Origin of the sequence: Shewanella rhizosphaerae, from assembly GCF_019457655.1 — a bacterium.
Taxonomy (GTDB): domain Bacteria; phylum Pseudomonadota; class Gammaproteobacteria; order Enterobacterales; family Shewanellaceae; genus Shewanella; species Shewanella loihica.
Map to the genome: position 1 here is coordinate 570,980 of NZ_CP080420.1, position 12,554 is coordinate 583,533.

The following is a 12,554-nucleotide window of genomic DNA, read 5'->3' on the forward strand; positions in this document are numbered from 1 at the left end:
GCCTGAGGTGAGGGCGTGAGCAAGAGGCGTCAGGTTTGGGGTCTGGGCTGTGCCTTTTTCGAAGCCGCTAACCTCCTCTATGCCCGTGGTCTGCACTGCGCGGTGGGCCAACTTGTTTTGCACCTGCGCCGCATTTGCTTGTGCTTCTGGCGTTTGAGTTTCTTGTATCAGGGCTTCTTGTGGCTGAACCTCTTGAGACTGACTTTTATGTGACTGAGCCGCTGACGCTATCTTATCGTCTAATTCTGTTGAGCTTGGTGCTTGCTCTCCCTGAGCCATTGGGCCCTGATCTGCACTATTTGCCAGATCTGCGTCTAGTTGCTCTGACTTTGACTCTGGCTCTGCGCCTGCGCCGGCGGCCGTGTGCCAAGGCTTATCTGCCACCAGATCTTGATTGAAGCGGCTCGTCGTCTTGCCATCGCGATACTCTTCGGCCTTGAGCTTTTGGACCGCCTTATCCTGCGCCCTGGCGAGACGTTTCGCCTCGCGCTCACGTCGCTGAGCCTCTGTTAACTGCTCCGGCTCGCTCGCCGGCTGCGAATTGGTTTGCGGCTTCGCCTGATTAGTAGCCTGATTAGACTCGTCCTGAGGTGGCGTGTTGGGGCGCTTATCTTGGCTCATGGTGTTCTCCTAACGTTCACCAAAGGCTTCGGTCACATTGGTAAAGACGGGCTTCCACAGGTACTGGAAGACAGTCTTGTCGCCTGTCACTATGTCGGCTTCTCCCGTCATGCCGGGGATCAACGCCAGCTTGTCGGGTTGGTCACCGAAGTAGGGTTTGTCGATGGCGATCTGTACCTTGTAGAAGACGCCTCCTTTCTCGTCGGCGTCCGTGCTGGGGGAGATCTTCTTCACCAGCCCATCGATGGCGCCGTAGCGGCTGTAGTCGAAGGCATCTATCTTGATGCGGGCCTTCTGCCCTACGGTGACGAAGCCTATGTCTCTTGGGGACAGCTTGGCCTCCAGCAGCGCAGTGGGTGTGGTAGGGACGATTACCGCCACGGTACCACCTGGCTGGATCACGCTACCCGCCGAGTTGTTGGGGATAGATTGAATGATGCCATCTACAGGTGAGGTGACCCGGTTCTGCTGCACCAGGGAGTCAGAGGATTTGAGCCGGGCAACTATGCCCAGCAGTTCGGCCTGGGCGTCGGTGCGTTTCTCGCCCACCTCGTTGAAGAGGCTCGCCTGCTTCTGGGCCAGCTGTTTCTCTTGATTGTCTATGTTGCGTTGCAGCACGCTGCGACGCCCCTCCAGCACCTTGAGCTCACGGATATAGGCGTCGAGCTTCTGTTGTGACTCCAACATTCTAAGCTTAGAAACTGCCTGCTGCTCCTTAACTGAGTTCATCATCTTGAGGGTCTGTTCTACCGAGCGGATCTGATCCTTAAGCGGGGTGATCTCCTGCTCGACACTGGCCAGCTCAGCCTCAGACTTTGCCACGTCAGATTCGGACAGGGCGATGATCGCCTGCTTCTCCTGATTCATACGTGCCAGGGCGTTGATGTGCTGAGCCACCAGGGCGGGGAAGCCGAGCTGATAGGCATTAAAATCAGGCTCGCGCTCCTCGAGGAAGGCGGTGTATCTCTCTATCTTCAGCTCCAGGTTGGCCTGCTTGCTTTGTAGCTCCTCCTTCAACGCCTGGCTGTCGGTGGCGACAAAGTTAGCGATAAGGTCGCCCTTCTGGACCAGATCTCCCTCGGCGACGGCGATCGATGCCAGTGTGCCGCCAGTCTGGCTCTGGATCACCTGCCTGTGACCCAGAGGCACCACCTGGCCCTTGGCCTTGGCGATCTCCTCTATGTTGGTGAAGATAGACCAGATCAGCAGAATGAAGACGGCCGTGGCGATAAAGAAGGTGATGCGGCGAATGGCGCGCTTCTCGGCGGGCGCCTCGACGGCCTCGGTAAATTCGTGTTCAGGCCATGAACGCTGAGTGAGTTGGCTGTCATTCATTTTGTGAGGCCTCCATGCTGGGGGTTGAGTCCTGGTTGGTTGCACCTTGTGTCGTAAGGCCGTCTTGGTTAGGCAGAGGCCCTGCGTAGACCACTGTGCCCTTGTCGAGGATCACCACCTTGTCGGCCTGTTGAATCAGCGCCTGATCGTGAGTGGTGAATAGGATGGTGGTCTTGCCCTTGAGGCGCCTGAGGGTCTGGATAAAGGCCTGTCTGGCAAAGGGATTGCGATTGGCTATCGGCTCATCCATCACCAGCAGGGGAGAGCCTTTCAACAGGGCCCTTGCCAGGCTGATATAGCTGCTCTCCACCGCCGAGAACATGCTGGTGCCGCGGGAGAAGAGGTTGGCATCTATGTCTTGTTTCAGCGCCTGCAGCAGCGAGGCGCCGCCGGCATCCGTGAGGGCCTGCTTGAGCTCTTCGTCGCTGGCCTCTGGCTTGGCCAGGCGCAGGTTTTCCGCCAGGGTGCCGGGTAAGATCTCGCTGTTGGTAGGGCTGTAGGCGGCCCACTGACGGAAGATCTCAGGGTCGAACTGTTTCAGGTTTTTGCCGTTGACGGTGACGAAGCCGGCCTGGGGCTCGATAACTCCGATGGCGGTGAGCAGCAGCGAGGTCTTGCCGCTGCCGTTGGGGCCTATGATGGCCACCGTCTCGCCGGCTTCGATGTCGAGGGTGACTCCGGAGAGGGCGGGCTCGCTGTCGGCGCTGTATCTCAAGGTCACATGCTTAAAGGAGATCGCCGGTGTCTGGTTGAGATTTGGCGAGTCGAGCCTGAGTTCATTGAACTCTGTGGTGACGCCCATGAAACGGTCGAATTGATCGACGGCGCCCTTGAGCAGGGTAAACTTCTGCCGCGAGGCAAAGGCCAGCTGCGCCGGGCCTGTGATCCGCCAGATCAACATGACGCAGGCGATCAGGGCCCCCGGGGTAATGCTCTGGTTGAGCACCAGGAAGATGCCGGTAAACACTGTGGCTAGGGCGGTCAACAGCCCCATGGCATGGGCCACCGCCGCGTTGAGCCCCGCGCGTTTACTGTAGAGAAAGTTCTGCCGGCAATGTTCCCGGGCACGGCGCATAAATTGCTCGTACCAGGCGCCACTCTCGCCGGCGCTCTTAAGTGGTAGCAGGTGAGTCGAGAGCTCGTTCAGGCTGTTCTGATATTCGCCGCTGATGGTGGGCGCGGCGGCCTGGGTAAATTTGTCCAGCGCCTTCATCACCAGATAGAAGAGCAGCAACATGCATAGCGGCACCAGCACCAAAACACCACTCAACAGAGTGATGGCGACCAGAGCGATGAGGGTAAAGGGCAGATCGATGAGACCGGCGCCGCCAGGGCCGGCCACCAGGCTGCGTACCTTCTCGGCGTTGCGCATCCTGGCGATATGGCTGGAGAGGCCGACGCGAGAGAGCAGACTAAGGGGCATGCTCAGCAGGCGGTTGAAGGTGATGCCGGAAAGATCCCTGGCGAAGCGATTGCTGACATTGGCCAGTGCCTGTGCCCTAAGCAGCCGACTGGCGACAAAAATTCCCAAGGCAAGGGCCGCACCCAAGGCAATGCTGGGCAGGATCTGCGGCGCCTGGCCGCCGATGACTCTGTCGTACACCGCCATGGTAAAGAGGGGAATGGCGAGGCCACTCAGGCTGGATAGCAGACTCAGCCAGAAGATGGGGCGATACCAGGGCCTGAGCTTGGCGAGATGGGAGGCGAACACGCTGCTGCTTCGGCTCTGGGCTGGCAGGCTCTCCACCAGAAAAACATGGCCGGCGCCCGGCAGCTTGTCGAGTGTGAGCCATTGATTATCTTGGCTTAAGTATTGAAAACTGTGGTTGCTGCGCCGCGCCACCATAGGCTCGCCATCTTGAGGCAGCAAGATGAAGGGGTAGACGCTGTGGACCAGGAGGTTAGCATCCAGTGCCTGCACCTTGATGCCCACATGATGCTTCTTCAGCAGGATATAGGCTTCGAGATGGGTGAGCCTGTCGCGGAGATCGCTCCTGTCTATATTGCTGGCCTGCACGCTAAGGCCCAGCTGATGGAACAGGGCGATCAGCAGCGACTTGGGTAGATGTATCGGATCCAGGTGCTGACTCATGTGCGCGCTCCTCCTTTACCTTGGCCTTGAGCTTGACCGGCCAGCTCGCCGTGCTCGCCGAGTGCGATCTGCATGTCGCTCAGCGCCGCGACCTCATCGAAATAGGAGGCGATGACAACCGTCATCTGCCCGCGCCGCTCGGCTAACACCTGCAGCAGGCGGGCCTGGGAGTCGGCATCCAGTGAAACCATGGGCTCATCCAGCAGCAGGATGGAGGGGGACTGCGCCAGGGCCCGCACCAGGGCGATCAGCTTGATAGCCCCCTTGTTAAGCACCTGATTCTCATTGCTGCCTACCTGAGTCTGATAACCCGCCGACAGCTGCGCCAGGGTGGCCGATAGGCCGAGTTGGTCGGCGATCAGCATGGCGCTGGCCTCACGCTCGCGGCGAAATAGCGTCATGTTATCCAAGATGGAGCCGCTGAAGAGGCTGGCCCAGGGGGGAACATAGCAGATGGATTGACGGTACTCGAAGCCGTCGTGATCCTGCTGCGGCACACCCGCAATGGCAATCTGCCCGCTATCCAGCTGGTGATAGGCGCCTATGGTGCTCAGTAGCAGGCTGGCATGGGTCATGGGGTTGGAGGTAACGGTAGCTATGCTGCCTGCGGGTATGGTGAGGCTGATGTTGTCGAGCCGGGCGCTGGTCTTCTCGGCGCTGACGCTCTCGAAGTCGATGGGGCCTAGGGGCAGTTTTTGTTGATATCGGGTCTGACCGTTAAAGGTCTCCTGTGGCGTCGCGATCAAAGCATTGACCTGATCCATCGCCTCCTTGGCGCTGACATATTTGGCCCTCAGGCTGCCGATGGCGCTTAAGGGGGCGACGGCGCGCCCGGCCAGGATGGAGCAGGCCGCCAAGCCCCCCGTGGTCAGGTTACCGTTGAGCACCTCGAAACAACCTATCATCACCAGGCACAAGGTGGTGGCCTGGGCGGTGCCCTGGATCAGCTCCTGTAGTTTCGCCGACAACCAGTCGACCTCCTCCTGCTGGGCGAGGCGCTGATGATTGATCTTCTTATAGGCATAGGTCATGCGGGACTCGAGGGCCATCGCCTTGGTGGTAGTGAGGCCTGAGAGCACCAGCATCAAGAGGCGGGTGCGCTCATCCTGGCTCAGGCTTAGCTCCTTGGTGGCGAGAGAGAGTTTCTGCCCCAGCTGCCATACTCTCACGCCGGCGATCAGCCAGACGATCAGTGGGATAAACACCAGCGGCCCGCCAATGTAGGCCACCAGGGCGAGGAAGATGATCACGAAGGGGAAATCCATCATCGCCACGGCCGCCTGGCCGGAGTAGATGTCGCGCATGGCCGCTATGCTGTGGATGCCGTGGGAGATTTTGCCCGCGCCGAGATTCTCTATGTGGTGGTAATCGGCATTGATGAGACGCTTCACAACCCGGGTGATGGTATGCAGCTCATAGTTGGCTGCCGAGGCGCCCAGCAGCCAGCTACGGGCGTACCTGAGTATCAGCTCCAACAGGATGGCGATAGCGACTCCAATCACAAGAACCGTTGCCGTCCCGTGTGCCTCGTTGGGCAAGATACGATCGTAGATCTGTAACATGGTGAAAGGCAGGGCGAGTGAAAGCAGATTGATAAACACAGAGGTGAGGAGCAGTTCGTTGAACGACTGATTCTGTGCGAGCAAACGAAAGGTTTTAACCATCTATGCCGTCCCTTGGAATAATTGGTGATTAAACAAGAGTGTAGTTCAATGTTGCTAGGACTAAAGCTAGCAGCTAAGACAAGGGTTAGATATAAGACAAATTTCTATACTTTTGATTTAGCTGCAAAGCTTGCCTCGTCATTATTTTGAGCGGATTGGCTGCCTGGCGGATTGGTAGCCTGATGGGTGAGTGCGATGGGCAAAAAAAAGAGGCCTGGTAGACCAGACCTCTTTGCTGCAGGGAGATGACGAAAGGGGATTACAATTTACTTGGCGTGTTTAGCGCCTTTCTTGTTCTTCATTGGGTCGCCTTCGTAACCTAAGGCTTGCCAATCTAAACGTGTGCCCTTGTTGTGGCAGTCGTTACACTTGAGCGCCTGATCTTTTGGCGAAACCATGTGGTTGATGCGCCACCACATCTCGGTTTCGGCAAAGCCATGCTCACCACTGTACTTGATGCCTTGCTGGGCCAGTGCCTGGTTAGCCTCCATGCCAAGTTTGGCGGCCTTATCCCAGTCGAACTCTTTCCAGTAACCGCCCTTGCCATAGACCTTGGCGGTGACGAAGATGTTCTGCTTCTTGTCGTAGATCTGCTTGCCGCGATGCACCTTGAATGGGTAGATCTTGGCGGTCTTGTCTGTGATATCACCCAGTGGCGAAGTCAGCTTAGTGACCTTGGATGGATCCATCTTGTCACCCACCATGTAGGCATCTGCCTTGCCGTTGTACCAGGCGTATTCAGGCTTGACCATCTTGCCCCAGACGAAGCTGCCTTTCTTCTTCATGAAGGTGTGCTTGCCATACTCGTCCACGGTTTCCTCTTGATCGCTACCAGCGGTAGACCAGTCCCAGCTCATCTTGGTCGGTTCGTTACGGGCGAAGAAAGGAATATGGCAGGTCTGACAGGCGACGCTGGCCGTATGGGTGTTGAGGCGCTTGTTGGCATGTGGCGCGCTATCGTGGCAGTTTTCACAGCCGATATCGTTCTCACCGCCTGGCGATACGCCCATGGCATTACCAGTGATCTGGTGTTGCTGGGTGGTATGACAGGTCTGGCACTGGAAGTCATTGCCATCGCTGTCCATGTGTACGTCGGTGGCCTTGTCGGGATAGGCCATGGAGGAGTCGAGATCCCCATGCTTCACCGCGTCGCCGCCGCCACCGTAGAAGTGGCAAGAGCCACAGTTGTCACGTACCGGCATGCCGACATTTTGTGCCACACGTTCCAGGTTGACCTTAGCCAGGGCCTCGCCGGCACCGGCAGGGTCTTTGACATAGGTACCTGTGGTGTCGTGACACACCAGGCAGTCGACCTTGGTCATGTCGCTAAAGTCGAAGTTGTTGTCTTTCCAGCCATAGCCTGCGTGACAGCTGGTACATCTAGGCTCGTTACCGGCGATAGAAGTACAGAAGTTGTTGATGGCGTTCTTCTTACCCCGTTTTACCGTGCGTCCGGGCAGCTTCTGTTCTAGCTCCCAGGTCCAGTGAGACGACTTCATAAAGTCTTTGGCGTGATCTTCATGGCATTCGATGCACTGCTCGGTCACCTGAGAGCCCTGGGTAAAGGGTCCCTGAATGGCTTCCTTATGCGGGTTTTCGGCGATGGCATTGAGGCTGGCCAAGCCGAAGATCCCTGCAGCAAACATCGCCGTGAGAGAATGTGTGTGTTTCATTGTCTGTTCCCTACCCCCGGCCTAGGCCGGGGGAGATAGCTTAGTTAGAAGTTGACGACGAGTGAGGCATTGATGTCATAGGCGGTATCGACTACTGGCAACATGGAGAAGGCAGAGCCAGCGATCACATCATCCACTTTTTGTGGGGCGCCCACCGGAGTGCCACTGCCGGTATATTCGTAGTCGTAGTAGAGACCAGCGAGTTTGATAAACATTCTTGGGTTGATATCAAACATATAGTAGGCCTCGGCCACATGACCACGGGTAGCCAGCTTGCTGCCGATAGGATCGTCTTGTGCCTGAGTAAATGGGGTCCAGTACTTGGAACCATAGTTATACTCGAGGCCGAACTTGCCGTAAGGCGCTGGGATCTGAATACCCACATAGATACCGTAACCATCTTTGGTGTCGTTCTCATCGGCGGCGCTTGGCATCATGATGATCTCGCTGCCGTCGGCATTGAGCTGTGCTTCGAATACCGCATCGCTGAGCATGCCACCAAACATACCGGCATTACCGTTGCCTTCGGCGCGGGTCCAACCGAAAGAGGCGAAGGCCTTGAAGTCTTCATCGCTCTCGTAGGCGTAGCCGATGCCGCCCAGGTACATGTCGCCGATCACGCCGCTAGGCTGTACTCGGGTCTGGAAGTTGAAGTTGCTGAACTTCTGCATGTCCTGATACATGGTGGGGGCAAAGATTCCCGCTAGCTGTGTTGGGAAGGCCATGGTGCCCTTGAAGCCATCGTTGATATCTTTGGCGCCAAACAGGGTGAATTGCAGGAAGTGGTTACCGTCGTTGATGGCATCTATGTTAAAGCCGCCTAGGTGGGTGTCTTTGGTGACGATATCGCCAAACATCTCACCATTGCCCCACTGTGACTCGAAGCCCTGGCCGTAACAGAAGCGCACTACCTGACCTTCGATGCCGGTGATCTCACCCAGCTTGTAACCCAGAGTTAGACCATCGAAGTTGAAGTTAACTAGGTGACCCGATGGTGTACCGCCGCGTTTCTCGTTTTCACGATATTGGGTTGGTGGGCCATAGGTAGATGGACGACGACCGATAGAGAGGTAGGTGTTGCTGCCACCTATGTTCTTCCAGTCGAAGTAGGCGCGTTCTACCCTGAGCCAGTCGCCGCTGGTGTTACCACTGTTGGTGCCGTCCATGGTGAAGGAGCGCCATGAGTCGAAGACTTGAACACCTGTGGAGTCGCCCCAGTTTTTGTACATGCTGAGACGGCCGGCGAAGCTGACGTTATCCCATACCTTGGCCTTGAGGTTGAGTCGCAGACGCGTGGTATAGAAGATGTCGTTGTTGATATCTTGGGTGGTCTTGGGGGCCAGCACGTAAGGCATCACGCCTTGTAGCATGCCGCTCTGGAAGGCGGCGGCAAGATCCGGATTGGCCGCCATCATCTGTCCCAGGGGGGAGTTGGGATCGTTAGGCATACCAAAGGCACCAGACATGGCTTTAGCACCAAAATCGTTGAAGTCCACCTTGATTGCAGGGTTCCAGGTGACATTTTGGTAGTGCAATGAATGGGCCTTGGTACGGAAATCGCCAGTGATCTCTAATCGGTCGAGAGCGGTGTGGCGCTCGTTCTTATCGACGCGGCTGTTGATCTGATCGATCTCTTCGGTGAGATCGGCAAGTTGTTGTTTAAGTTCGGCTATTTTTTGCGCATCGCTATCGGCGGCATAGACTGAGCCTGACATAGCCAGAGCGTTAGCGATCAATATAGACAGTAGAGTACGCATGTGAATCTCTCCTTAGGCGCTCATCGGGAGCGGTGAATGAGCGCTTCGATTACGAAATCTGTGGTTAACCGCAAGTCTGTGGCTGATCTGAGTCGGCCGCGTGGTCGTATAAGAACTGCTGGATATCAAGGCGTTCTTTGTCGGAGAGCTTTTTAAATACGTCTGGTTGGGCGCTGTGCATGTCGCGCTTGAAGAAGCGATCCCACTGGCTCATGGTCTTGCTCATGGGCGTGAGTTCACCGGCGGCATCGCCCTTGCTGTGGCAGGCTTTGCACTCTTTTTTATAAAGATGTTTCCCTTTCTTAGGGTTACCACCGTCGACGGCGTAGACTTGTCCGCCTACGGTGAAGGCGAGGAGTAAGCATGTAGCTATTTTGGCAACGTTTTTCATCATCATTTTCCTTAACCGCTACTCTGAGCGATTTATTAACCTGAAACAAAATGCTTGTTTCTTGTTGGAAAATTTACCAAAAGGGGGTAGTTGTAAATTTGATGTTGATCACCTTCATGAAAAAAATCTAATTGATAAAAATATCATGGATAAAAATCTAATGAACAAGGTGTAATGCAATGAAATTTAATGATTTTTGTTTTTAAGGTTTTGCTATCTTGTGATCTTGCTCTCGGGGAGAAACTACCTAGTTAGATCACACTTTATTATTTCAGCTCTCTCTAAATAGGTATTTTTGCTTGTTTTTGTATTGCAAATGGGCCTGTTTTAACGGGCTGAGTGGCGAACCGAATCGGCAGGTTTCTCTGGCAATGGGAAGGGGCGGCGAAATGATTTAAAAAAAAGTGTCTGATCGAGCTGTTTTGAGAGCACTTTTTAGCCGTCTTAGTCTATCTTTAAAGACGACTCGGGTAGATTCCTGAGCGAGAACAAAAATAATGAACGGGGTGAATGAGATGAAATACCTTAGCTTGGTCATCGCAGTGTTATTGTCTGGTAGTGCCTCATTGGTATCTGCCGCCTCCCTCTACAACGAGGCCCGTAGTGATGCCATGGGCGGAACCGGGGTCGCGGCCTCTAACCGCGAAGGTGCCGCCTTTATCAATCCCGCCCTGTTAGCCATTCATGCCCCCAAGTATTCCGGCGGCGCGGTGATGTTGCCCGTGCTGGGCGCCGAGGCAGCCAATATCGATAACCTGACCGATAAGTTCGACGCCCTGCAGGCCTCCTATGACGGTCTGGAGGCGGCCATCAATGCCAGCGACGTCACTGGGATCACCAATTACCGCGACATGCTGGTCGCCGATCTCAAGTCCCTCGATGGTGAAAATGCCTATGGCAGCGTGGGGCTAGGTTTTTCCGTGGTTTTACCGACCAAGCGCATGCCTATGTCGATCTTTTACAAGACCTATATCGATGCGGTGAGCGTGGCGGTGATCGAGGACAGCGACATAGACGCCCTGACCAATCTTGACCCTAACAATCCGCCTGCGGTTACCGATCTGGATTCACAGGGGGCCGTGGTGGCCGGTGCCATCTCAGATCTTGGTGTGGCCCTTAGCTTCCCGCTGTCGATCGTCAATATGCCGGTCGCCGTGGGTATCTCGCCCAAGCTTCAGCGTATCGACACCTATAACTATGTGGTCAGCGCCAACAACTTTGACGCCGATGATTTCGACGACAACAAATACCGCAACGACGATACCGTGGCAAACCTGGATATCGGCGTGGCCATTCAGCCACTCGAACGCATGACCATAGGCCTGTCGGGACGTAACCTGGTGAGCCAGAAGCTGGACACCGTCGAGGCGATGGGGCGCAAGTTTATCTACCGTGTCGAGGCTCTCTATACCTTAGGTGTGGCCTATGATTGGGATAACTTCAGCCTGACGACAGATGTGGATCTTAATGGTCATAAGCGATTCGATGAGATAGGAGAGACCCAGTATTGGCGTTTGGGCGGCGAGATGAGGGCGACCGATTGGCTGGCCCTGCGTGTCGGCTATCGCCACGATATGAAAGATACCAGTAGCAACCTCTATACCTTGGGTACAGGCTTTACCATAGGCCGCTCCTTTAATCTGGATCTCACCGGCCTGGTGGGCACAGATGACGCCGTGGGCGGGGTGATTCAGACCTCCTATCATTTCTAGAGATAGGTTTTTTAGAAACAATAAGGCCGGCTATGATGCCGGCCTTCTCTTGAGCCTAGGTGTTAGAGCAGGGCACTTAAGGACTTGGCGGCCAGCAAGATGGCGCTCAGGCTACAGAGCACCAGCGTCATGATGCGGGTCCTATTCTTGTCTATGCGTCCCACCAGGCGATTGGCCATCAGGTAACCCAGCAGCACAGAGGGGAGCAGCAGCGCCGAGCAGTAGAAGTGATGCAGGGTCAGTAGACCCGTAAGCCCTAGGATCACTATGGCGATGGTGGAGCTGAAGATGAAGAAGGCCGACAGGGCCGCGCGAAACTGCTTGGCATCTTTACCCGAGAGCAGTATGGCCAGCGGCGGTCCGCCGATAGCGGCGATGTTGCCAAAGATCCCCGAGATCACGCCGGCGATAAACAGGCTGCGGCGGTTGACCACCAGGTTGAGCCGCATCAGGCTCAGCAGTACGGCGATGGCAACGATGATGGCGATGGTCATGCCGAGCACGTCCTGGGGCGCGACCATGAGCAGGCCGGCGCCGATCAGTCCGCCGGGGATGCGTCCCAGTAAGGCATATTGCAGGCCGTTGAATTCCAGGGCGCCACGCTCACGGATCAGGGTTAGAAGGGCGATAGAGAAGCCCATCAGGATCACGGGCGCAGGCACCAGAGATGGCTCGATAAGGTAGAGCAGGGGCGCGGCGACGACCGCCATGCCGAAACCGATCAGGCTCTGGGTGAGGGCGCCGACGAAGACGATAAGCGAGGCTAGCGCCAGAATATGAGGATCGAGCGGAAGTGCAGGCACTGCAATGTTCCAGGCTAAGGTTGAAAACTAAAAGAGGGACCGCCTAGCGATCCCTCTATCGATTCGTGTGTGAGTGGATTACTCCATCTCTTCCCACTCTATGCCCATCTCGGTCATCAGACGTTTGACTTCGGCTGGGATGCTATCTGGCTTGTCTTTAGACAGGTCATCGTCTTGGGGGAGTGGTTGACCGGTGTAGGCGTGCAGGAAAGCCTCGCACAGCAGCTCGCTGTTAGTGGCGTGACGCAAGTTGTTGACCTGGCGCCGGGTGCGCTCGTCGGTTAACACCTTAAGCACCTTAAGAGGAATAGAGACAGTGATCTTCTTTACCTGCTCATTCTTCTTACCATGTTCAGCATAGGGGCTGATATAATCGCCATTCCACTCAGTCATTGACTCACCTGTAAATTCTAAAATTCGGTGCAGATTTTAAACCCTTACAAATTACAGTCAAATTATTGCCTCGAATTTTTGGCAAATGCAAATAGATTTCTAAATGTTTGGAC

The 12,554-nt window shown here is 55.7% G+C and carries 9 protein-coding genes; 1 reads left to right on the top strand and 8 read right to left on the bottom strand.

The annotated features are described in order from the left end of the window. Positions 1-630: 630 nt before the first annotated feature. From K0I63_RS02590 to K0I63_RS02615, 6 genes are all read right to left on the bottom strand, one after another. Positions 631-1,956: an HlyD family type I secretion periplasmic adaptor subunit gene (locus tag K0I63_RS02590; protein WP_011864317.1), complete on the bottom strand. Its 1,326-nt coding sequence runs from the start codon at positions 1,954-1,956 to the stop codon at positions 631-633. Continuing rightward, positions 1,949-4,048 (bottom strand): peptidase domain-containing ABC transporter, encoded by a 2,100-nt coding sequence (locus tag K0I63_RS02595; protein WP_220082435.1) that lies wholly within the window; start codon positions 4,046-4,048, stop codon positions 1,949-1,951. The genes K0I63_RS02590 and K0I63_RS02595 overlap by 8 nt, the downstream gene beginning before the upstream one ends. Next, entirely contained in the window at positions 4,045-5,712 is a 1,668-nt protein-coding gene (locus K0I63_RS02600) for an ABC transporter transmembrane domain-containing protein (protein WP_220082436.1), read from the bottom strand. The genes K0I63_RS02595 and K0I63_RS02600 overlap by 4 nt, the downstream gene beginning before the upstream one ends. Positions 5,713-5,978: 266 nt before the next feature. Beyond that, positions 5,979-7,385, bottom strand: a complete 1,407-nt coding sequence (locus tag K0I63_RS02605; RefSeq protein ID WP_186300546.1) for a tetrathionate reductase family octaheme c-type cytochrome — start codon at positions 7,383-7,385, stop codon at positions 5,979-5,981. A gap of 44 nt (positions 7,386-7,429) precedes the next feature. Next, entirely contained in the window at positions 7,430-9,142 is a 1,713-nt protein-coding gene (locus K0I63_RS02610; RefSeq protein ID WP_220082437.1) for a DUF3373 domain-containing protein, read from the bottom strand. Positions 9,143-9,206: 64 nt separating this feature from the next. After that, on the bottom strand, positions 9,207-9,536 hold the full coding sequence (locus tag K0I63_RS02615) for a c-type cytochrome (RefSeq protein WP_220045201.1): 330 nt from the start codon (positions 9,534-9,536) through the stop codon (positions 9,207-9,209). A 512-nt stretch (positions 9,537-10,048) separates the two neighbouring features. On the opposite strand from K0I63_RS02615, the gene K0I63_RS02620 reads away from it, so the two are divergent. After that, entirely contained in the window at positions 10,049-11,245 is a 1,197-nt protein-coding gene (locus K0I63_RS02620) for a conjugal transfer protein TraF (RefSeq protein WP_220082438.1), read from the top strand. Positions 11,246-11,307: 62 nt separating this feature from the next. Here K0I63_RS02620 and K0I63_RS02625 read toward each other — a convergent pair whose 3' ends face one another. Then, the gene (locus K0I63_RS02625; protein WP_220082439.1) at positions 11,308-12,048 is read right to left on the bottom strand and encodes a sulfite exporter TauE/SafE family protein; all 741 of its coding nucleotides are present in this window, start codon (positions 12,046-12,048) and stop codon (positions 11,308-11,310) included. Positions 12,049-12,126: 78 nt separating this feature from the next. After that, entirely contained in the window at positions 12,127-12,441 is a 315-nt protein-coding gene (gene metJ / locus K0I63_RS02630; RefSeq protein WP_011864325.1) for a met regulon transcriptional regulator MetJ, read from the bottom strand. Between the last annotated feature and the right edge of the window lie 113 nt (positions 12,442-12,554).